The sequence below is a fragment of the Amycolatopsis sp. cg13 genome, assembly GCF_041346965.1.
Taxonomy (GTDB): domain Bacteria; phylum Actinomycetota; class Actinomycetes; order Mycobacteriales; family Pseudonocardiaceae; genus Amycolatopsis.
Genome location: NZ_CP166848.1, coordinates 7,886,921 through 7,909,172, shown reverse-complemented (window position 1 = coordinate 7,909,172; position 22,252 = coordinate 7,886,921). Strand labels below are relative to the sequence as shown.

Genomic DNA, 22,252 nt, shown 5'->3' with positions numbered 1-22,252 from the left:
CCCGAAAGGATTCGTAGAATCACCGTGCCTGCGCGGGATAGCTCCCCGACGTCGCAAAAAGCTATCCGCGCGCAGGCGGTGATCCACACCCCTAACGGCCCCTAGCTGGCAGTCTGCCGGTCCGTGAAGGGCTCCTTCCGGGAATCTGATTCCCTCAAGGAGCCCTTCACGGACCTCAAGCGGGGACGGGGCTGAGAATCTCCGCGGCGCGCGCGGCGAGCGTCTTCCGGTCGATCTTGCGGTTGGAATTCAACGGAAACTCCTCGACATGCTCGTACCGCCGCGGAATGACGCCCTCGGGCAGCACCGCCCGCAACGCGCGCACCAGTTCGATCACCGGCCGCCGCGGTCCGGTGTAGAAGACGAACAGCTCGGTCCCGCCGTCGCCTTGGACGCCGAGCGCCACCGCCTGCACCCCGCACGTCTCCAGCGCGTGCTCCACCTCGGCGAGTTCCACGCGCCAGCCCAGCACCTGCACTTGCGAATCGAGCCGCCCGAGGTACGCCAAGTCGTCCCCGCCGAGCCGACGCACGCGGTCGCCGGTGCGGTAGAACCGCTGCCCGTCGCGGTCGAGGAACCGGCCTTTCTCGTCAGCCGGGTCGAGGTAGCCCGGTGTCAGCTGCGGCCCGGCGATGGCGAGCTCGCCCTCCCCCGCCTCGTTCTCGTCGATGAGCACGTATTCATGACCCTCGTGCACCGCACCGATCGGCACCACGCCGTTCACCGCGATCCGCGGGGTTTCCTCGTCGTCCCACCGGTACCCGGCGACGGTGATGGTCAGCTCCGTCGGACCGTAGAGATTCTCGGTCACGGAATTGCCCGCCGCCGCCCGCCAATCCGCGGTGTCGCGGACGGTCAGCGCTTCCCCGGCGAAGAAACTCCACCGCAGGCCCGGCATCGCGCCCGGGGTGAGCCGTCCGGTGCGGCGCACCAGATCGATCGCGCTCGGCGTGGAGAACCACACGGTGAGGCCGCGCTCCGCCACGAACGCCGGCACGTTCCGGTACGCCGCCCCCGGCAGGACCACCGCTTCCGCACCCGCGCCCCAGGCACAGAAAAGGTCGAACATCGCGCAGTCGAAGTTCAGGTCGAACGTCTGGGAGAAGACGTCGTCCGGGGTGAAGTCGTACCGCGCGTCGAGCAGGCCGAAGTAATGCTCGGTGGAGCCGTGGCCGATCCGGACTCCCTTCGGCCGTCCCGTCGAGCCCGAGGTGAACAGCACGTACGCGGAGTCCTCAGGTCGCACGTCCTTGGGCTCGCTGAGCGCTTGCGCCGCTTTCAGTCCGTTTTGGTTAACCTCCGGAGCGAGGAGCGTCTTCACCGACGGAGCCACGGTCAGACCGCGTTCGTCGGCGATGAGCGCGTCTACCTCCGCCGCTTCGACCATCTGCTCGGTCCGGGCCGCCGGGAAGTCCGGCCGCAGCGGGACGACCGTCGCCCCCGCGTACAGCCCGGCCAGAATCCCGGCGTACGCGGTGACTCCCTTCCCGGCCAGCACCCCTACTGTGCGGGCGCCGGACTCCGCCAGCGCGCCGCCCCACAGCAACGCCCGCTCGTGCAGCTCGCCGTAGGTGAACGTCTGCCCGCCGACGCTGACCGCCGGCCGGGACTCGGAACGGGCCAGCCCGCGCAGAAACCGCGCGTGCAGTCCCGAGGTGGTCGTCGTGTCCATCGTGGTCCTCCGCGTTACTGTGCCGATCGCTGCCAACCCGACCACAGTCACGGCCTCCTCGCTTCGCGGCAACGGTTCCGTGCCGGGTCGGGGGTCGGCCTGCTGTGGCCGGATGAGCAATAGGGGTGCTGACGCGTCGCTCGGGAACGGCGGCGCGGGGTAGAGTTCAAAACCGAACCGGGCGGTCGGTTTCCCCGCCTGGTGAAGTGCCCGACCCAGCCACCGGAGTAGCCATGTGGGACAGCTCTTTCGACGAAGCCCTCCGCCCGTACCTCCCGTTCCTGCCCGCCGACGAAGCGCTGACCGCCGAGACCCCGCTCAAGGAGTACGGCCTCGACTCGCTCGCCACGGTGGAACTGCTGGCGGTGCTGGAGGAGAAGTACAACGTCCGGTTCTCCGACGACGCGCTGAACCTGGAGACGTTCGAGAACCCCGGACGCCTCTGGACGACGCTGTCGCAGCTGCAGCCGGCTAGCTGACCCGCGAGGGACCCGCGCCGCGCCGCCGCGGCTGCAGCGCGAGCCGCGGGTTCACCGTGGTCACCTCGAACCGGCTGGTGGTGGCCCGGACGCGGCCGAACAGCGTGTCCGGCCCGGCCACCCACAGCTTGCGCACGCCGAGCTGTTCGAGCGACGAGACGACGTCCGGCCAGCGCAGCGGCTCGACGATGCTGTCCAGCAGCATCGTGCGGACCTGCTCGCCGGACCGCAGCACCGAACCGTCCTGATCAGCGATGATCGGAAGGAGGGGATCATGGAAGTCGAGGCCGCCGAGCACCTCGTCCTCGGCCTTGCGCCGCAACGCGCCGAACGCGCGCGAGTGCAGCGGAGGACGCATCGTGTACAGCGACAGCCCGCCCATGCTCCGCACGGTCTGCTTGAGCCAGTCGAGGTTCCGCTCCCGCACCGAGACCATGTAGAAGTCGTGGTCGATGTAGCAGGAGATGTCGGCCCACTCGCCGCGCCCGTCGAGTTCCGTCAGCGCGTCGCGCAGTTTCTCTTCCGGGGTGCGGACGAACGAGTGCGTGACGACGTCGGTGTGCTCGGTCGCGAAGAACTCGTCGAGGCACTGCGCGAGCTTCGCGGTCATCCACACCGCGTCCGGGAAAGTCAGCGAACCGGCGTACACGCTGGCCGGTTTCTCGCCGAAACTCGGGCCGGTGCAGTAGTCCGGGCTCATCCCGTACTCCTGTTCGGCCCATTCGGCGAGCGCGACGCAGGTGAGCATGAACCCGACCTGGGCGTACTCGGAGTAGTCGCCCTCGGCCTCGCGGAAACGGTCGACCAGCGAGTAGCCCAGCCGGTCGTCGGCGTCCTTGATGAGCCTGCGCGCGAACGGGTTGATGAGCAGGAACTTGCCGAAGTCGACGAACCGGCACGGGCTCATCCCGGGGAACACGACCGCCGATCCGGCCTGGCTGGCCTCATCCATGACTGGCGACCTCTCTTTCGGCGGGGGAATGGACTTCCTGCAGGAATCCCAGCAGGATTTCGCGGAACCGTTCCGGTTCCTCGAGATGGGGGACGTGGCTCGATTCCGGGAGGACCTCCCAGCGCACGTCGTGGATCCGGTCGTAGTACGGCTGCACGGTGGCCGGAGTGGCCTCGTCGTGCGCGCCGGAAATGAGCAGGGTCGGCACCTCGATGTCGTCGAGGCGGTCGATCACCGAATAGTCCGCGAGCGTGCCGGTGACGGTGAACTCGCTGGGGCCGTTCATCACCGAGTAGACGGTGTTGTTGTCGGCCATCTCCATGAACGAGGCGACGTAGTCGGGCGGCCACGGCAGCACGCGGCAGACGTGCCGGTCGTAGAAGACGCGCATGAGGTCGAAGTACTCCTGCGTGTCCGTGGTGCCCGCCGTTTCGTGGGCCCGCAGGCCTTCGTCGACGCCGGGCGGAAGCAGCGCGCGCAGCCGGTCCATCTCGTCGCGCCACAGCTCGTACGACGCCGGCGAGTTGGCGATCACCAGCCCGCGCAGGCCGTCCGGACGCTCGGCGGCGTGCCGCGCGACGACAAGGCCGCCCCACGACTGTCCATAGAGGACATAGTTGTCCTCGATGCCGAGCCGGTGCACCAGATTGTCCAGTTCGTCGCCGAACAGCTCCGGGTTCCAGAACCCGGGATCGGCGTCCGGCAGCCGGCTCGACCCGCCGCTGCCGAGCTGGTCGTAGTGCACGACCGGGAATCCGTGCCCGGCGAGCTCGGTCAGGCTCAGCAGGTAGTCGTGCGTGCTGCCCGGCCCGCCGTGCACCACGACCACAGCGGGCGCCGTTCCTCCCGGTCGCCCGGTGACCCGGTACCAGGTGCGGTGCTCGCCGAACGGGACCCAGCCTTTCGCGGTGGGCGCCACGGCCATGCTCATCACCTCGTTCGCCTCCCTCGTCCGTCTCCGGCGCAGAGCGGCCGGATCCGATTACCTGTCTATCCGCCGCGGCCCGCGCGCCATAGCCCCTAAGGGGCATCTAAAGCCGAGCCAAATCCGCCTTGCCCGGGCCGGATTCAGGGGTCCCCTACCGGGTGGGCCCGGGACTGGCGCGGCCCTACCGTTTCCTTTGTTCTCCCGTGACTACGAACCCGGAGCTGCCGCGATGCGCGTGATGCTGATGGTCTTCCCGACGAGGACGCACGTTTACAGCATGGCTCCGGTGGGCTGGGCGCTCGCCGCGGCCGGGCACGAGGTCCGCTTCGTCGGGCAGCGCAACCCGCGCGAGGTCGCGCCGTTCACCGAAACCGGGCTGGACGCCATGTGGTTCGGCGACGAACTCGACATCGCCCGCCACCGGCAGCAGCAGGTCGACGGCAACAACGCGATGCACGGCGAATTCCGGCTCTCGGAAAGCCGACCCGAGCGCTACACCGACGAGTACGTGCGCAACGTGTACGAGCATTGGGTCGACGTGTACCGCTGGACCACGCCGGACCTGCTGCTCGACGAACTCGTCCGCTTCGCCCGGCAGTGGCAGCCGGACCTCGTGGTGTGGGACCCGCTGATCTACGCCGCGCCGATCGTCGCGCACGCCATGGGGGTGCCGCACCTGCGGATGATGTACGCCGCCGACCAGACCGCCCGCCTCGGCGCGCAGTACCGCGACCTCAGAGCCAGCCGGCCTGAGGACAGCTCGCCGGACCCGTTCGTGACGTGGATATCCGCCCAGGTCGCCCGGTTCGGAGCCGACTACGACGAAACCCTCCGCTACGGCGTGCGGACCATCGACTGTCATCCGTCGTATCTGCGGTACGACGGCGTGGACGTCGACTACCTCCCGGCCCGGTTCGTGCCGCAGAACAAGCCGATGGCGATCCCGTCCTGGGTGCTGGAGAAGCCGGAGCGGCCGCGGGTGATGCTCACCCTCGGCATCTCCAACCGGCAGACGCTCGGCGTCGAGGAGACCTCCGTCGGGGACCTGCTGGACGGGCTCGCCGACCTCGACATCGAAGTGATCGCCACGCTCAACGCGGAACAGCTCGCGTCCGTGCGCGCGATCCCGGACAATGTCCGCGCGGTCGATTTCGTGCCGATGAACGAACTCCTCGCCTCGTGCTCCGCGATCGTGCACCAGGGCGGCGGAGCAACGATCGGCAACGCGGTGGTGAACGGTGTCCCGCAGCTGGTCATCCCAGGCACCACGTGGAGCGAACGCGGCTCCGCGGTGGCTCAGGTGAAGCGCGGCAACGGATTGCTGGTGGACCTCGAGGACGTGACGCCCGCGAGCGTCCGCGACGGAGTGTGCCGGCTGCTGGAAGAACCGTCCTTTCGGGAGTGTGCGCTCGAGGTGCGCGACGAGATGCTGGCGACGCCCACTCTCGACGACCTCGTGCCGGAACTGGAACGGATCGCGCAATGCCCGTGACGCGGCCGCCGACCATGCGGACGATCGGGTTTCTCGTGCTGAGCCTCCCGATCCGGCTCGCGGCGTTCGTGCTGATCCTCGTGACCATGCTGGTCGGCGTCGGGACGACGATGCTGTGGGTCGGCATCCCCATCTTGTTGGTCGCGACCTCCCTGATGCGCTCGTACTGTGCCTTCGAACGACGTTGGGCGCACCAGATGCTCGGCGTGGCCATCGCCGAACCCGTCCGCCGCCGTCCGGCAGGTCCCGGCATGCTCGCGGTGTGGCAGGCGCGGCTGCTCGACCCCGCCACCTGGCGCGAGTTCGCGTTCGTGCTGATCGCTTTTCCGTTGGGCATCGTGGAATTCGTGGCGGGCGTCGTGTCCACCGCAGTACCTCCTTTCGGTATTTTCGTGGCACCGCGCATCGGGGCGATGCACGGTGAACTGGCCGCGTCGTTCCTCGGCCCGAACCGCACCGCGCAACTGGAAGCGCGCACGGTGCAGCTGCAGAACTCGCGAGCACGCGGAGTCGACGCGGTGGAGGCCGAACGCCGCCGGATCGAACGCGATCTGCACGACGGCGCACAGCAGCGGCTGGTGTCCGTCGCGATGAGCCTGGGCCGCGCCCAGCTCAAACTCGATCTCGACGACCCGACCGCGGTCCGCGAACTCATCGGAGCCGCGCACGCCGACGCGAAACTCGCTGTCTCGGAGTTGCGCGACCTGGCGCGCGGGATCTATCCGCCGGTGCTCCAGGATCGGGGCCTGGACGCCGCGTTGTCTTCTCTTACCGCAAGAATGCCTATCCCTATTGAGGTCGAGGTTACCGTACAACCCCGTCCGCCCGCACCTGTCGAAACGACGACGTACTTCATCGTGAGCGAAACGCTCACCAACGTGACCAAACATTCCGGCGCCGACCGCGCGTCCGTGCGAGTGACCCGCGACGACGACACCGTGGTCGTGGAAATCACCGACAACGGCCACGGCGGCGCCTCGATGCGCCCCGGCGGCGGCCTGGCCGGGTTGGCCGACCGCGCCGCCACGATCGACGGCGTGCTCACCGTCGTAAGCCCCGCCGGCGGCCCCACCGTCGTGCGGGCCGATCTGCCCGTCCGCTGGTGAATCCTGTTGTGGAGGCAAGGAAAATGCGCGTCGTGATCGCGGAAGACTCGGTGCTTTTGCGCGCTGGAGTGCAAAGCCTGCTGGCGGACGTCGGCATCGAAACCGCCGCCGCGGTGGACAATGGCGACGACCTGCTGGTGGCCATCCGAGACCACCGCCCCGACCTGGTGATCGCCGACGTCCGCATGCCCCCGACCTTCACCGACGAGGGCCTGCGCGCGGCTTTGGCCGCCCGCAAGGAAATCCCCGGCCTGCCGGTCTTGGTGGTCTCGCAGTATGTCGAAGGAAGCTATGCGGTAGACCTGATCGCGGAAGGCACGTCCGGCGTCGGCTACCTGCTGAAGGAACGAGTCGCCGACGTAGCCGACTTCCTGGAAGCCGTCCGCCGCGTCGCCGGTGGCGGATCAGCCATTGATCCGGACGTGGTCGCCCAGATGCTGTCCCGCAGCCGGGATCCGTTGGAGGCGTTGACGGCGCGGGAAACGGAGGTGCTGGCGCAAATGGCCCAGGGCCTGTCGAACACGGCCATCGCGAAGGCGCTTGTGGTGACTCAGGGAGCGGTCGAGAACCACATCAGCAACATCTTCGCGAAGCTCGGCCTGGAGGCCAGCCGGGATCAGAATCGCCGGATCCGTGCTGTGCTTACGTATCTGGACAGCACCGCGGTGCACGCCTGACCCCTAGGCCGACTTGTCCGCACGGTTCTTGCCTACCTGAACCGCACTGTGGCGCACACCTGTCCCCGAACCGCCGCGGTGCCCGGACAACACCATCGCAGCCGGTTCACCGGATCGATACCGTGCAGATGTTCGACGGGCGGCGGTAGCTTGGAGATATGGATCTTGGACCTGTCCCCGTGTCGTCCGTTGTGGACGATGTAGTTGTTCTCTTGTGGCGCAACGCTTCCGCCACCCGTCGCTCGTCGCGGCCGCTCTCGAGACCGTCCCTTCGCTCAACGTGGCGCTCTCGAAGACCGGGGTTTCGCGCGGCCGCCCAAGCCGGAACTGCCGCGCTGAGAAAAGTCCGCATCACCCTGCGCCGATGCGGACCCCGCTCCTTCACAGCATTGCCGGACCGGGCTACCGCGCCCGCCAGCTCGTCGCCGGAACAAACCTTGTCGACGGTTGCCGAGGTGACGGCACAGCAATTTTTTCGCGCCCAGACGCCGCGACCTGACCGACCGCAGCCAACGCCACCACCAGCGCAGCCACTTCGACGTCGTCCGGATTCCCACGCACCACACGTACTGCGGGCACTACCGCCGCAACACGCTGTTCATCGCGCTGCCCGGCAGCTTCGAGTCCAGCCGAATCCCCCGGCACCGCAGGGGCCTCCACCGTGGCCGCGCCTGAACACATCGCTATCGCAGCGCCCTGCCCACCGTGCGGCCCGGCAGCTTCCCCCTCAGCCGAATCCCGCACCGTGGCCGCACCCGAACACACCGTTATCGCAGCGCCCTGCCCACCGTGCGGCCCGGCAGATTCCTCCTCAGTCGAATCCCGCACTGCAGGGACCTCTGCCCTGGCCGCGTCCGCAGACGCGGCGATCGCGTCGCGCCGGTAACGATGCGTCCCAGCGGGATCCCGGCGAACAGAATCTCTATTCTCCGCAAGGATTCCTGCCCCAACCGCATCCGGACCGCCCGGTTCTTCGGGAGATTCCGCAGGCGAAGAAACCGAATTCGCCTTGGCCGCAACTGCAGGTGCGGCTATCACGCTTCCCTGCTCACCAGGCCGCCCGGAAGAACCAGCCGAATCCCCCGGCACCTCAGGCATCTCCAACCCAACCACAGCTGAACCGCCCGGCACCGCAGCCGACCCATCCTGTGCAGACAACTCGGCCGCAGCTGAACCGTTCGGTGCCGCAGCCGACCCGTCCTGCACAGCAGACAACTCAGCCGCACCCGATTCACCGCCCGCGGCAAGAACCCCCACGCCCGTCCCCGGATCCGCTACCCCAACTGACCCCATCACATCCCCCGTTCCCAGCCGCGCAGCCCGGACCGCCATCACATCGGCGGGTTCCCGTGCTTGCGCGCCGGAACGTCGGCGTGCTTGGCCCGCAACATCGCCAGCGACCGGATCAGCATCTCGCGCGTCCGGCCGGGCTCGATCACGTCGTCGACCAGCCCTCGCTCCGCGGCATAGTAAGGATGCATCAGCTCGGTCTTGTACTCCTTGATCTTCTGCCGCCGCACCGCCTCCGGGTCGTCGGCCGCGTTGATCTCGCGCCGGAAGATCACGTTCGCCGCACCCTCCGCACCCATCACCGCGATCTCGTTCGTCGGCCACGCCAGCGAAACGTCCGCGCCGATCGACCGCGAGTCCATCACGATGTACGCGCCGCCGTAGGCCTTCCGCAGGATCACCTGCACTCGCGGCACTGTCGCGTTGCAGTAGGAGTACAGCAGCTTCGCGCCATGCCGGATGATGCCGCCGTGTTCCTGGTCAACCCCGGGCAGGAAGCCCGGCACGTCGACCAGCGTCACGAGCGGAATATTGAACGCGTCGCACGTCTGCACGAACCGCGCGGCCTTCTCGCTCGCCTCGATGTCGAGCACCCCGGCGAGCGTCGCAGGCTGGTTCGCCACGATCCCGACCACCTGCCCGTCCAGCCGCGCCAGAGCACACACCACGTTCGTCGCCCAACCGGCATGCACCTGGAGGAACTCGCCGTCGTCGACGATCTCCTCGATCACGGCACACATGTCGTACGCGCGCGCCGAGTCCGTCGGCACCACCTCAAGCAGCTTGTCCGTACGACGGTCCGCCGGATCGGCCGTCGGCTCCACCGGCGGCATCTCGTTGTTGTTGGAGGGCAACAGCGAAATCAGGTACCGCACGTCCTCAAGACAGCTGGGTTCGTCGTCGTAGACAAAGGCGGCGACACCCGACGTCGAAGCGTGCACGTCTGCGCCGCCGAGGCCGTTCTGGGTGATCTCCTCGCCGGTCACCGCGTGCACCACGTCCGGACCGGTGATGAACATCTGCGAGGTTTCGCGCACCATGAACACGAAATCCGTCAACGCGGGCGAATACGCGGCACCGCCAGCACACGGACCAAGCATCACCGAAATCTGCGGAATGACCCCCGAAGACCGGGTGTTGCGCTGGAAGATCCCGCCGTACCCGGCGAGCGCCGTCACGCCCTCCTGAATCCGCGCGCCCGCACCGTCATTGAGCGACACCAGCGGAGCACCGGCCGCCGCGGCAAGGTCCATCACTTTGTGGATCTTCTGTGCGTGCGCCTCGCCAAGCGCGCCGCCGAAAATGCGGAAGTCGTGGGCATACACGAAAACTGTGCGCCCGTACACCGTTCCCCAGCCGCACACCACGCCGTCCGAATACGGCTTCCGGTGTTCCAGGCCGAACGCTGTCGCGCGGTGCCGGCGCAGGGACTCGATCTCGGTGAACGAACCCGGGTCAAGCAGGAGTTCGATGCGCTCGTGCGCGGTCAGCTTGCCGCGGTCGTGCTGGCGGGCGGTCGCGGCGTCGTCGGGACCGCGTCGTGCGGCCTCCTTGATCTCCCGCAGTTCCTCGAGCCTGCTGTCGAATCCGACCGCCAGTGCCTCAGACATGTGCACGCCCCTTGTCGACAAGCCGATCGGTCAGGTACCGGAGAATCACGTCCTGGTGGCGGGTCAGGAAGAAATGCCCGCCGGCGAGCGGGACCAGCTCGAAGCCCGCCGAAGTGTGGTCGCCCCACGACCGGACCTCGTCGACCGAGGCCACCGGGTCGTCGGTGCCGGTGAACGCGACCACCGGGGCCGCCAGCGGCGAGCCCGGCTGGTACCGGTAGGTCTCCACGGCGCGATAGTCGTTGCGCACCACGGGAAGGATCATCCGCACGACGTCGTCGTCGCCGAGCAGGTCCATTTCGGTGCCGCTCAACCGGCGCAGTTCGTCGATCACGCCGTCGTCGGTGCGGGTGTGCACGTTCTCGTCGCGGTGCCGCGACGGTGCCCGGCGGCCGGACACGAAGAGCGTGTCCACCGCGGTGCCAGCGGCCTCCAGCCTTCGGGTCACCTCGAAGGCGATCATCGCGCCCATGCTGTGGCCGAACAACGCGAGCGGCAGGTCGTCGCGGCCGCGCAGCAGCTCGGCGATCCGGTCGGCCAGCGCGTCGATGGTGGTCAGGAACGGCTCGTGCCGCCGGTCCTGGCGGCCCGGGTACTGCACCGCCAGCACCTCGATGTCCGGCGTCAGCGCCCGCGAAACCGGGAAGTAGAACGGAGCCGAACCTCCGGCGTGCGGCAGGCACACCAGCCTTGCCTTCGCCTCGGGCGACGTGTGGAAGCGGCGAAACCAGCTGTCCTCGTCGGAATTCGCGCTACCCGTCATGTCGTCCCACCGCCTTTCCGACGTCTGCGCCGGGACGACCCGGCCACGGATCCTTCTTCGCCGACCCACGCTAACCGCGCCCACCGCGCGCAACGACCCCTAACTCCCCCTAGATCCACAATGGACAGTCACGGGCGACCCCCTAGACCGAAGGATTCCCTCGCATGCAGCCAACGTTCGTCCTCGTCCCCGGCACCCACGCCGCCGGGCGCTGCTTCACCGCGCTCCGACGCGAGCTAACCCTGCGCGGCCACCGCAGCCTCGCCGAAGAACCGTCGCCGATCGCTGGCATCACGCACGCCGACAACGTCGCTCACGTCACCGAAACCGTCCGCCGCGTACGCGAACACGGGCCGGTGATCCTCCTAGGTCACAGCCGCGGCGGCTTCACCGTCACGAGCGTCGCCAACGCTGTCCCGGACCTGCTGGCACGAACCGTCTACGTCTCCGCCTGGTGCTGTGTCACCGGAACTCCCGCCGACTACCTAGCCACCCCAGCCTTCAGAGCACCCGACACCGGCGCAGAAATCGTCGCGACCCCCGACCCCGACGAATCCCGAGACGCCGGTACCGAAGTCGTAGACCCAGCAACCTGGGGCGGAGTCCCGCACAGCTACGTTCGGCTGACCGCGGACGTCAGCCTGCCGCTCGCATTGCAAGACCACTTCATCGAAGAAGCCGACGCCCTGACCCCGAGCAATCCCTTCGACGTGCACTCCCTACCCGTCGGCCACATCGACCCGCTGCTCCGTCCGGCAGGCCTAGCCGAAATCCTCGCCCGAACCGCCGACTACCGCGAAGGAGCCTGATAAGCACCGAACTGCATCTGCCGGGCGAGCCGAAACCCCAGCTTCTCGTACAGCCGGATCGCGCCGGTGTTCGTCCCGGCGGCGTGGAGAAACGGCCGTTCCCCGCGCTCCCGGATCCCCGCGGCCACCGCCAGCACCAGCCGGGCCGCCAACCCCTGACCCTGGAACGCCGGGTCGGTGCACACCGCGCTGATCTCCGTCCAGCCCGGCGGATGCATCCGTTCGCCCGCCATCGCGACCAACGCGCCGTCACGGCGAATACCCAGGTAGGCGCCCAATGTGATCGTCCGCGGCAGGAACGGACCGGGCTTCGTCCGGGCAACCAGATCCAGCATCTCCGGCACGTCCGCCTCGGTCAGCCGCACCGCCTCCGCGTCGGCGGCCGCCGGGGCGGCCGAACCGTCCATCTGCACCCCGGCGATCTCGGCCTCCACCGTCCAGCCCGCGGGCGGCGGCGTCCCGACCGCGCCGACCACGACCGTCGACGCGCCAGGACCGATGAGGTCGGCGATGTCGTGCCACACGCGCTCGTCCGGCTGGTCCGGGACGGCGAGGAACGGAGTGACGTCCACCGGATACCGCAGCACCTGCCCCTTCTGCTCCGCGAACGACGCGTGCGGGCCGCTCAACGCGGCCCAAGCGGGGTTATCGAGCGGGGACGTGCTCATTCTCGCCTGCCATTCCGATCCGGGGTGCTCGATCAAGAATGCGTGCGCCGAACCGGACCCGGCCACCGCCTCCCACATGCTGAGCAGCCGAGGACCGCGGCTGTCCGCAATCGGCCATAACGTCGCCGCCGTCACCGACGAAGGGATCTCGATGAGCACCGTCGACCGCAACCAGCCGCTCGGCACCCCGGCCTGGATCGACCTCGCCGTGCCGGATCTGGACCACGCGCAACGCTTCTACCGCGCCGTCCTCGGCTGGACCTTCGACGGCGACAACTGCGTGCTGCGCGACCTCCCCGTCGCCGGCCTGCGCCAGGCAACCGACTCCCGACCAGCCTGGACCGTCTGCTTCGCCACGGACGATCACCAAGTTGTCGGCTAACGACGGTCCCCCGCGCACATCGCACTTGCGGTACTGTCAGCCCTGCCAGGTCGCCCGATGCCTAACGCGAAGCCGCCGCCTCGCCCTCTGGAGGCCTGCGTGCGGCCGTTCTCAAGACTTGGGTCCAGACGACGCGGCCCCTTGAGGCCACGCGCAGGGAGAGTCGACCCCGATGTTCAGCCGTCCCGCCGGCGTCGCTTGCATTCCCATCAGATAACCGTCGCGTCGAGCGTTGACAAATAGATCTTTGGGGCGATCGTCGGTTTCGGGGCTCCAGCCGTTGCCGGTCCACCAACGCGCGAGCGCATCGAAATAGGAGTTGTTCCGCGCGGGATCGGGACCATCGACCCAAAAGCTGACGCTCGCATGAACCTGCCCGGTTGGCCGGTCGCTGGCATCAGTGCAAGGAAGCTGTGGAACGTAATCATCCGTTAGCTTGTACCCGGCAGGGAAGACGGCCGCCGCGGCGGCATGGACAGACTTCAACGCAGTGTCTCGGGCTTGGTCGAAAGAAAGTGATGATTCCACCTTGTCCCCGTTTCCGCAGGAGGTAAGAGTGAACGCAACGAGGGCAACGAGGGCGATTGCCGCTCGCCGAGGTTTCAAGCCATGTTGGCGCAGCCGAAGAGAGTGGGTCATGGTTGCCTTCCGGCGATAATGCTGCCCATTGACTTCAGTGATTCTGACCGGGGAAGCCAGTAATCACTGTGCGAAGTTGCCGGGTTGCCCGCGTCGGAGTCGAATCGTTGCCCGCCGAACCATCCGGTCGTGGGGTCAGGGCCGAGCGGGTCGACGCCGTCGGCGAGGGGATTGTCGATGTTGGTGAAGATGGGGATGGGGTCGGTAGGTGATTTGGTGGAGTAGAAGTGCTGGCCGATCTGGTCTTGCGGGGTTCCGTCGAGGTGCAGTTGGTTGGCATGTTCGACGCCGACGCCGGGGCTCGCGACCATGACGAGGTTGTTGGCGGGCAGGCCAAGATCTCGGGAGGTTTGGCCAACGACCGTGGTCCCGTAACTGTGCCCGATGACTGTGGTGTTCATTGGTCCGCGGTGCGCTGCGCCGAGTCCGTCTTGGAAGTTGCGGAGCGCAGGCTCGGCTTTGTCGGCCGTAACCAGTGCTGGCCGCGTCCGGGAGAGTTTGCGGGGCCTCATATCCCACCCAGGTAATTACCGACGTCGACGGCGACCCCATCTTGCCCGCCATCGCGGCCATCGACTCGGAAAGGGCGATATCGGTGGCCATGCCGTCGTTGAGTCCGGCAGTGGTGCCGGGCACGTAGGTGGCGACGTTGACGGAGTGGTCGGGATCGCCGATGGCGACGATTGCTTGCCCGGAGTTCGCCGGGTTGATACCCAGCAGGTAGGCAGGCGGCTGGCCAGGCAGGGCCTGTTCGAGCCGGTTCTTGATCTGGTCCATTCCAGTGATCTTGTTGTTCAACGCGTCCAATTGCCGGTCCAGCGATATGTATTCTTCCTGCTGCTGGGGGTCACTGCGCTTCATTCCATCCAGCCGGTGGCGAATGTCGTCCCGCTGATGTCGCAGATCCTCGTAGTCGTGGTCGAGGACGATCCGGTTCGCGCGGTCGCGGTCGATGGCGGGCAGACCATTCATCGCGCCGATCGTGCCAGGACGGTCGCGAAGGAGAATGTTCCGCCCCGCCGCGGAGAGCGTGGCCCACCAGGCGGCGTTTTGCGACGGTGTCGCGTTCGGCGGGGGTTCGGGCAGCGTCAGGCCCGGATCCTTCACCCCGTCGCCAACGGCGGCGGCGACGGTGGATTCGTCCCCGGTGCCGAACTGACCCGCCGCTGCCCGATCAAGCACGGACGCGAGATCGGCGTCTATGTCGTTCGCGGTGCGCAGGATCTGCGCGACTTCGTCGGTCAGCTGCGCCTGTGCACGTGCTCGGTCCTGCGGATGCAGTTCCGGCGGCGGCTGGCCTGCGTAGACGCAGACGATCGCGCCGTCCGCGGTGATCGCGAACCCGTACTTGCCGGCTAATTCGTCGGCATTTTTCAGTGCGCTTTGGACGCCGATGATGGCATCAGATGCCTGTCCGACGGCCTTTCCCAAGGCCGCGGCACCAGCGGCGATGGTATCCAGGCCGCGCATCAACGCCCGGTGCTGCGCTGCCGCGTTGTCGGCGGCGGGCCCGTTCCATCCATCGACCGGCAAGGTTTTGCCGTAATCGTCACCGGAATGGACGAGGACCTGCGTCCGGGCCTGCAAGGTCGAACAGATCTCATCCAGAGTGCCGGGATTCCAGGCGCGGATATCGGCCAGCGCCACCATCAGCGCGGCCCGCGCATAGTCGGCGCGGCGGAGGGGAACACCTCCGCCGCAGCGTGGTCGCCCTGCCGATATCGGTCCGCCGCGACGCCGAGGTGATCGGCAAAGCGCTGCGCTTCGGCGCACCACTCGGTGAACGTGGCGGACAAGGCGTCCCGACAGTGCGCGGCTGCTGCTGCTGCGGCCCCTCCGGGCACAGCGCCCGTCACCCTTCCTACCGGCTCCGCACAGTCCGCGCCGCGCAGATCAGCCACCTTTTCGCGCGCGGAATTGCCTGCCACGCGCAGCGCCTCCGGAACCGTCGAGAAACCCATGCCCGCTCCCTCCCCGTGACCGTTCCGTCACAGAGTACGGGCCAGGACCAGGCAATACACGCATATCGGCCCGCCCGGGGGGAACTGCCCGCGCATACCGGTGCAACTACTCGCACGGTGGGTGCGTAGTTTTGCCCGCCTCCTTGCCGCCCCGACTTGAGCAGTTGCTTGGCCGGTGCGCTCAAGAACCCTGTGAGCGCCACTGCGATTTGGGGCGGCACCTCGCCCTTCCTCTGCTGACTGTCGCAGCGCATCAACTGCTTCCAACGCCTTGCGCAGTTCGGCAGGTCGTTCCTCCATCGGCATTTCCGGTCAACGACTGGGGCGGTAAATGAGAGGCGGGACATTCCGGACCTGGCGGTCACCATCAGTTCACGCCCCTGTGAGCCAGCGATCACGTCGCTGAACGTGGGTGCGAAAAGATCGCCGACGCTCGGGGCCGCAGGCTGTGGCGGCAGCTGGCCGGCGACCGCGCCATACAACTCCCGGTGGTCCGCCGTGAAATCGCAGGAGCCGTAGCCGATCGGCTCTGCGTGCGCATTTGCATCGGGTAAACGACTGCTCCGCGCCACCGCGGCTGGGCACCTGTTGATCGTGACGGCCGGCGCGCGAGGTCTTCGCCTTCACCCTCGACGGCAACGACGACCTCGCCGGTGTCGACTTCACCTTCCTCCGCCGCCCGGACGGCCACGAAATCGGCGGCATCATCGGCGACCCGTCCGCCACCGCGTCGGCGTGGGGCACCTTGTTCCTCGTCACCGACGCCGACGCGGCTGGCAAGCTGGCCGTCGAACACGGCGGCGAGGTCGTCGAAGCGCAGGACAGCCCGTACGGACGCATGGTGACCGTCCGCGATCCGTTCGGCACGGAGTTCGTCCTGGGTTCCTGAACCGGCTCCATCGCCCTGAACTCGGTGCTAGAACAGGACAGGTGGACCTCGAAACCCTCCCCGGCGCGACCCTGCGCCCAGCGACCTCCGACGACGCTGCCGAGCTGATGGTGCTCCAGCGGTGTTGCTGGGTCCAGGAAGCCCTGCTCAACAACACCCTGGACCATCCCGCGCTGACCGAAGACCTGACCGAGGTCCGCGAGGCCATCAAGACCTGGGACAGCTGGGTCGTCCGCCAGGGACACCGGCTCGTCGGCGCGGTCCGCGCCCGCACGGTCGAGGACAACGGCTGGGAGATCGGCCGCTTGATGGTCGCGCCGGATCTGGCGGGACGCGGCCTCGGACGGGTCCTCCTCGAGCACGCCGAGCGCAATGCCCCGCCGGAGACGAAGCAGTTCGTCCTCTTCACCGGCGCGTCCAGCGAGCGCAACATCGCCATCTACGAACGGGCCGGGTACCGCCGCACGCCGATGCCGTTCGAAGCGACCGGCGTCTTGCAGCTCGCGGTCTACCTGGTCAAAGCGGCCTGACGAAGGCTCACAGCTCGTCGAAGACCAGCACGGTGTGCGTCGAGAGCACGTCCGGCATGGACTGCAGGCGTTCGAACACCAAGTCCCGCAGGCTGTCCGCGTCGCGGGTCCGGACGAACAGGATCAGGTCGTTGTCCCCGGACACCAGGCCGCCGTGTTCGATTTCCGGGATGTGCTTGAGTTCCGCGCTCACCGTGCGCCACGAGTTCTGCGTGACCTTCAGGTACACGTACGCGGCCAGCCCCTGCCCCATCCGGCGCGGATCGGTCACGGCCGCGTACCCGGTGATCACTCCCTCGCGATGCAGCCGCTCCACGCGCGTGTAGCAACCGGCCCGCGAAATGTGCGCGCGTTCGGCCAGCGCGCGCATCGAGGCGCGGCCGTCTTTCTTCAGCTCGGCGATCAGTTTCAGGTCGACCTCGTCGAGCGCCGCTGCCATTTGTCCACCCGGCTGGGACATCCGCGCCACCTCCCAAGCCAATCGTCCAATCAAGAATCCACAACCCGGCCATCATTCCACACTTGCCGAGCAAGTCTGGATCCTTGATCGCCAGACAGCGAGTATCAGGGCCTACTCGTCTTTGTCGATGGGAGCTGTCGGTGACCACCACGGAACGCACTGCCGCGTCCTATTTCCTGCCCAGCGACGAGCCGCTCGGCCTCGTGACCGCCGACGGCGCGCCGACGCCCGACCCGGCACTCGCGATGCCCGCGGACGACGTCCTCCTCCGCCTCTACCGCGGCATGGTTTCCGGACGCCGCTTCGACACCCAGGCCACCGCGCTCACCAAACAGGGCCGGCTCGCGGTTTACCCGTCGGCGCGCGGGCAGGAGGCCGCCGAGATCGGCTCGATCCTCGCGCTTCGCCCGCAGGACTGGCTTTTCCCCACCTACCGCGACTCGATGGCCGTCGTCGCGCGCGGCGTCGACCCGGTCGAGGTGCTCACGCTGCTGCGCGGCGACTGGCACTGCGGCTACGACCCGTACCGTGCCAACGTCGCTCCGCAGTGCACGCCGCTCGCTACCAACACGCTGCACGCTGTCGGCTTCGCGCACGCTGCACGCGTGAAGGGCGAGGACACGGTCTCGCTCGTTCTCGTCGGCGACGGTGCCACCAGTGAAGGCGACACGCACGAAGCGTTGAACTTCGCCGCCGTCTGGAAGGCACCGGTCGTCTTCCTCGTACAGAACAACGGCTACGCCATCAGCGTCCCGCTCGAGAAGCAGACTGCTGCGCCTTCGCTCGCGTACAAGGGTGTCGGCTATGGCATGCCGTCCGTACTCGTAGACGGCAACGATGCGGCCGCCGTACACGCTGTCGTCGAGCAGGCTGTCGCCCGCGCCGCAGCCGGCGAAGGGCCGACGCTCATCGAAGCCCTCACCTACCGCATGGAGTCGCACACCAACGCCGACGACGCGACGCGCTACCGCGACAAGGCCGAAGTGGAGCAGTGGCTCACGCGCGACCCGATCAGCCGCCTCAAGCAGTACCTCACCGACCGTGGCCTTCTCGACGACAAGGCGCAGCAAGAGATCGACGCGCGCGCCGAAGAGGAAGCAGCCGCGTTGCGCGAGCGGATGAACGTCGACACCGAGCTCGACCCGGCGGATCTCTTCCGGCACGTCTACGCCGAACCGACCGCCGCGTTGCGGCAGCAGGCCGCCGATCTGGCGCACGAGAACACCGAGGACCAGGCATGACCGCCACTCTTGACACGACGCTATCCCTCGCCGGCGCGCTGAACCGCGCCCTCGCCGACGCACTCGCGGAGGACGACCGCGTACTCGTCTTCGGCGAGGACGTCGGCACCCTCGGCGGCGTCTTCCGTGTCACCGACGGACTCGCCGCACGCTTCGGCGACGCCCGCGTCTTCGACTCCCCGCTCGCGGAATCCGGCATCGTCGGCACCGCGATCGGGATGGCGATGAACGGCCTCCGCCCGGTGATCGAGATGCAGTTCGACGCCTTCGCCTACCCCGCGTTCGAGCAGATCACCAGCCACCTCGCCAAACTCCGCAACCGCACCAAGGGCCAGGTCGAACTGCCCGTCGTGATCCGGGTGCCCTACGGCGGCGGCATCGGCGGCGTCGAGCACCACTGCGACTCGTCCGAGGTCTACTACACCCACACCGCCGGTCTGCGCGTCGTCACCCCGGCCACGCCGGACGACGCCTACACCCTGCTGCGCGAGGCGATCGACAGCCCGGACCCGGTCATTTTCCTCGAACCCAAACGCCGGTACTGGGAAAAGGGAACCGTTGACCCGCAACGTCGTTCGCCTGGTCTCGACAATGCGGTGATCCGCCGCGAAGGCGACGACGTCACCCTCATTTCCTACGGCGGCGCACTCGGCACGACGCTCGAAGCAGCCGAAGCCGCCGCGGAAGAGGGCTATAACGCCGAAGTGATCGACTTGCGCAGCCTCGCGCCATTCGACCTGGAGACGGTCGCCGCCTCCGTGCGCCGCACCGGCCGTGCGGTCGTGGTGCACGAGGCGAGCCGATTCTGCGGCTATGGCGCCGAAGTCGCCGCGCAGTTGTCCGAGCACTGTTTCCATTACCTGGAAGCGCCGGTCTTGCGCGTCGCCGGATTCGACATTCCTTATCCCGCACCGAATCTGGAACAGCACCACCTGCCGGGCGTCGACCGGATCCTGGACGCGATCGAACGCCTCCAGTGGGACGACGCGGCATCGCTCGACGGGGAGAAGTGATGGCCGTCTTCAAACTGCCCGACCTCGGCGAAGGTCTGACCGAGGCGGAAATCGTCGCGTGGCACGTCGCGGTCGGCGACACCGTGACCGTCGACCAGACCGTCGTGGAGGTCGAGACCGCGAAGGCGAGTGTCGAGGTCCCGGTGCCGTTCGCGGGCCGGGTCGCGACGCTGCACGGAGCAGCGGGCGAGGTGCTGACCGTCGGCAGTCCGCTGATCACAGTGGACAGTGCCGCGGACTTCACCGAGCCTGGCGTCGTCACGCCGGAGGGCAGCGGAAACGTCCTGATCGGCTACGGCACCAGCCAAACCCGTACCCGACGGCCGAGACGACCGCGCGGAAGCAAGGCACCGGCGTCAGCGCCAGCCACTGCGCCGAAGTCCACTTCGGACCGCATCCGCGTAGTGTCCCCACTAGTCCGCCGTCTCGCCCGCGAGTCCGGAGTGGACCTTCACGCACTCAGCGGCACAGGCACTGACGGCATCGTCAGCCGCGCCGACGTAGAACGCGCGATCGCCGCCACGGAGACCCCAGCGCCCGCGGCGGCAACCCCGGACGAGCAACGAATCCCCTTGCGCGGCCTCCGCAAAACCGTCGCCGACAAACTCACCCGCTCCCGCCGCGAGATCCCCGAGGCGACCGTCTGGGTGGACGTCGACGCGACCGAACTGCTGCGGCTGCGCACCGCGCTCAACAGCGATCCGCACGCGCCGAAGCTCAGCCTGCTCGCGCTCATCGCCCGGTTCGCCGTCGCGGGCCTTCGCCGTTTCCCCGAGCTGAACGCGCATCTGGAGGGCGACGAGATCGTCATCCCGTCCGCCGTCCACTTGGGATTCGCCGCGCAGACCGACCGCGGTCTGGTCGTCCCAGTGGTCCAGAACGCGCACCAGCACACCCTGGAAGACCTGTCCGCCGCCCTCGCCCACCGCACCGAACAAGCCCGTTCGGGACGGCTCGCTCCGGCCGACCTCACCGGCGGCACGTTCACCGTGAACAACTACGGCGTGTTCGGAGTGGACGGTTCGGCCGCCATCATCAACTACCCGGAAGTGGCGATCCTGGGCGTCGGCCGGATCATCGACCGGCCGTGGATTGTGGACGGTCAGGTCACCGCGCGGAAGATCACCGAGCTGACGCTGGCGTTCGACCACCGCGTCTGCGACGGCGGCACCGCGGGCGGATTCCTGCGCTTCGTCGCCGACTGCATGGAAAACCCAGTGCGGTTGCTACGAAACCTGTGAAGACGGTCAGGCTGGCAACTCTGCCAGCCTTTCCGTTTTCGCCCACACATTCCGCTTCAGGACAATCCGGAACACGGCTCGCCACGTCGCCAGCACACCGAGCAGCAAGAACGCCGGATAACACAGCCCGGCCAGCAACGCTCGATGCAGCGGTTCGTCGCGCAACCGGACAAAGTAGACGATCGCCCACATGATCCCGGGCAGCAGCAACGCCACCAGCCACAACGCGACCGCCTGCGCCAGGTTCCCGGTCTCCGCGACCAAACCGCCGAACGAGTTCCCGGTCAGCAATGCCACCGGCACGATCACCAGCAGCGCTGCCGCGAGCAACGACAGCGGAACAGTCAGCCAAGGCACCACGAGGTAGACCAGGAAGTCGAACAATCCAGTCCCAGCAATGAATCGCGAGGTCGCGAGGCTACGCAAATGGCGTGAGCACTGGAGGTTTCCCTGCGCCCAGCGAGTCCGCTGACGCAGCAGTCGACGCGTGTCCTCCAACCCTTGCTGGGTCACCCACGCCCGCTGCGTGTACCGGATCCGCACCCCGGCCAGATGCAGCCGCAGGCCCAGTTCAAGATCCTCGACCAGACAGTCGCTCCACGGCGACGGCCCGAACTTCCGCAACACCGACAATCGCGTGAACTGCCCATTGCCGCCCATCCCGACGCTGCCGAGCACATCCCGCAACGACTGCGAAGCATCCGCGATCGCGCCGAACTCCAGGTCCTGCAGCAAAGCCAGCAGCCGGTGTCTATTGTGGATTCGCACCCGGCACTGCACCGCGCCGACACCACGGCTCCGCAGCATCGCCGCTACTTCTGTGAGCAATCCAGCACTGCCGCGCCCATCGCCGTCAATGATGCCCACGACAGTCTGCGAGACGGTGCCCTCCCGGTCGGCAATGGCGTCGATGTAGCGATAACCCGCGTTGAGCGCCTCGCCTTTGCCTCGCCGTGCCTGCGGCAAGTCGCGCCGCAGAACATGCAGCCGATCATCGGCAATGCCCGCGACAATCTCCGGCGTACCGTCATCGGATCCGTCGTCGATGACCAGCACTCGCACCGGAGTTTCCGGAGTGCCCAGCCGCAACGCATTCCGCACCGTGTTGGAGATGACGCGTTCTTCGTTCAGCGCCGGAATGACAATCCAGAACAGCAATGGCCGGGGCGAGCGTTCCGAAGCAGGCCGAGGAGCCCGCCAGGCAAAGGCCGCCAGCACCAGGTTGTGCACCGGCCACCAGCACAGCAGCAGCACGAACCACCACGGCTGCGTCATGCCGCGTGCCGGCCCCGGGATCCGTTGGTACGCAGCCGAACCGAGCGGACTGTGAACGCCATCGCGATGAAACCGACCGCGGACAAGACAAACCACAGCACCCCGTGGAACGGCGCGACACCGATCGCGGCAGCGGACACGACCGCAGGAGCGACCCGGGTGACAGACATTTCTT

At 67.8% G+C, this 22,252-nt stretch carries 22 protein-coding genes and 1 pseudogene; 11 read left to right on the top strand and 12 right to left on the bottom strand.

Going from position 1 to position 22,252, the window contains the following annotated elements; genetic code table 11:
- Nucleotides 1-175: 175 nt before the first annotated feature.
- Nucleotides 176-1,672, bottom strand: coding sequence for an AMP-binding protein (locus tag AB5I40_RS37275; protein WP_370934849.1), 1,497 nt, complete (start codon nt 1,670-1,672; stop codon nt 176-178).
- Nucleotides 1,673-1,905: 233 nt separating this feature from the next.
- Here AB5I40_RS37275 and AB5I40_RS37270 point away from each other — a divergent pair, with 233 nt between their 5' ends.
- Nucleotides 1,906-2,151 (top strand): phosphopantetheine-binding protein, encoded by a 246-nt coding sequence (locus AB5I40_RS37270; RefSeq protein ID WP_344272042.1) that lies wholly within the window; start codon nt 1,906-1,908, stop codon nt 2,149-2,151.
- On the opposite strand, the gene AB5I40_RS37265 is transcribed toward AB5I40_RS37270, so the two are convergent.
- Together AB5I40_RS37265 and AB5I40_RS37260 are read right to left on the bottom strand one after the other, a co-directional pair.
- Complete coding sequence (locus AB5I40_RS37265; RefSeq protein ID WP_344272038.1) at nt 2,144-3,103, bottom strand: ACP S-malonyltransferase; 960 nt, start codon at nt 3,101-3,103, stop codon at nt 2,144-2,146. The two genes, AB5I40_RS37270 and AB5I40_RS37265, sit on opposite strands and share 8 nt — an antisense overlap.
- Entirely contained in the window at nt 3,096-4,028 is a 933-nt protein-coding gene (locus AB5I40_RS37260) for a proline iminopeptidase-family hydrolase (protein WP_370934848.1), read from the bottom strand. Before AB5I40_RS37260 ends, AB5I40_RS37265 begins: the two co-directional genes overlap by 8 nt.
- Before the next feature lie 232 nt (nt 4,029-4,260).
- Here AB5I40_RS37260 and AB5I40_RS37255 point away from each other — a divergent pair, with 232 nt between their 5' ends.
- From AB5I40_RS37255 to AB5I40_RS37245, 3 genes are read left to right on the top strand one after another with little or no spacing between them, the layout of a single operon-like run.
- The gene (locus AB5I40_RS37255; RefSeq protein ID WP_370934847.1) at nt 4,261-5,523 is read left to right on the top strand and encodes a nucleotide disphospho-sugar-binding domain-containing protein; all 1,263 of its coding nucleotides are present in this window, start codon (nt 4,261-4,263) and stop codon (nt 5,521-5,523) included.
- Nucleotides 5,514-6,629 carry a sensor histidine kinase gene (locus AB5I40_RS37250; protein WP_370934846.1) on the top strand — a complete coding sequence of 372 codons (1,116 nt, stop codon included), beginning with the start codon at nt 5,514-5,516 and terminating at the stop codon, nt 6,627-6,629. Before AB5I40_RS37255 ends, AB5I40_RS37250 begins: the two co-directional genes overlap by 10 nt.
- A gap of 23 nt (nt 6,630-6,652) precedes the next feature.
- Nucleotides 6,653-7,306: a response regulator transcription factor gene (locus tag AB5I40_RS37245; RefSeq protein WP_067580506.1), complete on the top strand. Its 654-nt coding sequence runs from the start codon at nt 6,653-6,655 to the stop codon at nt 7,304-7,306.
- 402 nt (nt 7,307-7,708) lie between these two features.
- Here the strand turns inward: AB5I40_RS37245 and AB5I40_RS37240 are convergent, their stop codons facing one another.
- From AB5I40_RS37240 to AB5I40_RS37230, 3 genes are all read right to left on the bottom strand, one after another.
- Nucleotides 7,709-7,987, bottom strand: coding sequence for an acyl-CoA carboxylase epsilon subunit (locus tag AB5I40_RS37240; protein ID WP_370934845.1), 279 nt, complete (start codon nt 7,985-7,987; stop codon nt 7,709-7,711).
- Nucleotides 7,988-8,637: 650 nt separating this feature from the next.
- A complete protein-coding gene (locus AB5I40_RS37235; RefSeq protein ID WP_370934844.1) occupies nt 8,638-10,206 on the bottom strand; it encodes an acyl-CoA carboxylase subunit beta in 1,569 nt (522 codons plus the stop codon).
- Entirely contained in the window at nt 10,199-10,969 is a 771-nt protein-coding gene (locus AB5I40_RS37230) for a thioesterase II family protein (RefSeq protein ID WP_370934843.1), read from the bottom strand. Before AB5I40_RS37230 ends, AB5I40_RS37235 begins: the two co-directional genes overlap by 8 nt.
- Nucleotides 10,970-11,133: 164 nt before the next feature.
- Between AB5I40_RS37230 and AB5I40_RS37225 the strand changes: the two genes are divergently transcribed.
- Nucleotides 11,134-11,778, top strand: coding sequence for an alpha/beta hydrolase (locus tag AB5I40_RS37225; RefSeq protein WP_370934842.1), 645 nt, complete (start codon nt 11,134-11,136; stop codon nt 11,776-11,778).
- On the opposite strand, the gene AB5I40_RS37220 is transcribed toward AB5I40_RS37225, so the two are convergent.
- Nucleotides 11,760-12,446, bottom strand: coding sequence for a GNAT family N-acetyltransferase (locus tag AB5I40_RS37220; RefSeq protein ID WP_370934841.1), 687 nt, complete (start codon nt 12,444-12,446; stop codon nt 11,760-11,762). The two genes, AB5I40_RS37225 and AB5I40_RS37220, sit on opposite strands and share 19 nt — an antisense overlap.
- Here AB5I40_RS37220 and AB5I40_RS37215 point away from each other — a divergent pair.
- Entirely contained in the window at nt 12,439-12,828 is a 390-nt protein-coding gene (locus tag AB5I40_RS37215) for a hypothetical protein (protein ID WP_370934840.1), read from the top strand. The two genes, AB5I40_RS37220 and AB5I40_RS37215, sit on opposite strands and share 8 nt — an antisense overlap.
- Nucleotides 12,829-13,463: 635 nt before the next feature.
- Here AB5I40_RS37215 and AB5I40_RS37210 read toward each other — a convergent pair.
- Nucleotides 13,464-14,244: pseudogene (locus AB5I40_RS37210) on the bottom strand (alpha/beta hydrolase).
- A gap of 872 nt (nt 14,245-15,116) precedes the next feature.
- The gene (locus AB5I40_RS37205; protein WP_370934839.1) at nt 15,117-15,428 is read right to left on the bottom strand and encodes a hypothetical protein; all 312 of its coding nucleotides are present in this window, start codon (nt 15,426-15,428) and stop codon (nt 15,117-15,119) included.
- Nucleotides 15,429-16,173: 745 nt separating this feature from the next.
- Here AB5I40_RS37205 and AB5I40_RS37200 point away from each other — a divergent pair.
- Both AB5I40_RS37200 and AB5I40_RS37195 read left to right on the top strand, forming a co-directional pair.
- A complete protein-coding gene (locus tag AB5I40_RS37200) occupies nt 16,174-16,317 on the top strand; it encodes a hypothetical protein (protein ID WP_370934838.1) in 144 nt (47 codons plus the stop codon).
- Between the two features lie 41 nt (nt 16,318-16,358).
- The gene (locus tag AB5I40_RS37195; RefSeq protein WP_370934837.1) at nt 16,359-16,847 is read left to right on the top strand and encodes a GNAT family N-acetyltransferase; all 489 of its coding nucleotides are present in this window, start codon (nt 16,359-16,361) and stop codon (nt 16,845-16,847) included.
- Nucleotides 16,848-16,854: 7 nt separating this feature from the next.
- Here the strand turns inward: AB5I40_RS37195 and AB5I40_RS37190 are convergent, their stop codons facing one another.
- Entirely contained in the window at nt 16,855-17,307 is a 453-nt protein-coding gene (locus AB5I40_RS37190) for an Lrp/AsnC family transcriptional regulator (protein WP_235079332.1), read from the bottom strand.
- A gap of 140 nt (nt 17,308-17,447) precedes the next feature.
- On the opposite strand from AB5I40_RS37190, the gene pdhA reads away from it, so the two are divergent.
- From pdhA to AB5I40_RS37175, 3 genes are read left to right on the top strand one after another with little or no spacing between them, the layout of a single operon-like run.
- The gene (pdhA, locus tag AB5I40_RS37185; RefSeq protein WP_370934836.1) at nt 17,448-18,548 is read left to right on the top strand and encodes a pyruvate dehydrogenase (acetyl-transferring) E1 component subunit alpha; all 1,101 of its coding nucleotides are present in this window, start codon (nt 17,448-17,450) and stop codon (nt 18,546-18,548) included.
- On the top strand, nt 18,545-19,561 hold the full coding sequence (locus tag AB5I40_RS37180; protein ID WP_370934835.1) for an alpha-ketoacid dehydrogenase subunit beta: 1,017 nt from the start codon (nt 18,545-18,547) through the stop codon (nt 19,559-19,561). Before pdhA ends, AB5I40_RS37180 begins: the two co-directional genes overlap by 4 nt.
- Nucleotides 19,561-20,802: a dihydrolipoamide acetyltransferase family protein gene (locus AB5I40_RS37175; RefSeq protein ID WP_370934834.1), complete on the top strand. Its 1,242-nt coding sequence runs from the start codon at nt 19,561-19,563 to the stop codon at nt 20,800-20,802. Before AB5I40_RS37180 ends, AB5I40_RS37175 begins: the two co-directional genes overlap by 1 nt.
- 6 nt (nt 20,803-20,808) lie before the next feature.
- Here the strand turns inward: AB5I40_RS37175 and AB5I40_RS37170 are convergent, their stop codons facing one another.
- The gene (locus AB5I40_RS37170) at nt 20,809-22,077 is read right to left on the bottom strand and encodes a glycosyltransferase family 2 protein (protein WP_370934833.1); all 1,269 of its coding nucleotides are present in this window, start codon (nt 22,075-22,077) and stop codon (nt 20,809-20,811) included.
- Nucleotides 22,074-22,247, bottom strand: coding sequence for a hypothetical protein (locus AB5I40_RS37165; RefSeq protein WP_370934832.1), 174 nt, complete (start codon nt 22,245-22,247; stop codon nt 22,074-22,076). Before AB5I40_RS37165 ends, AB5I40_RS37170 begins: the two co-directional genes overlap by 4 nt.
- Nucleotides 22,248-22,252: the final 5 nt, after the last annotated feature.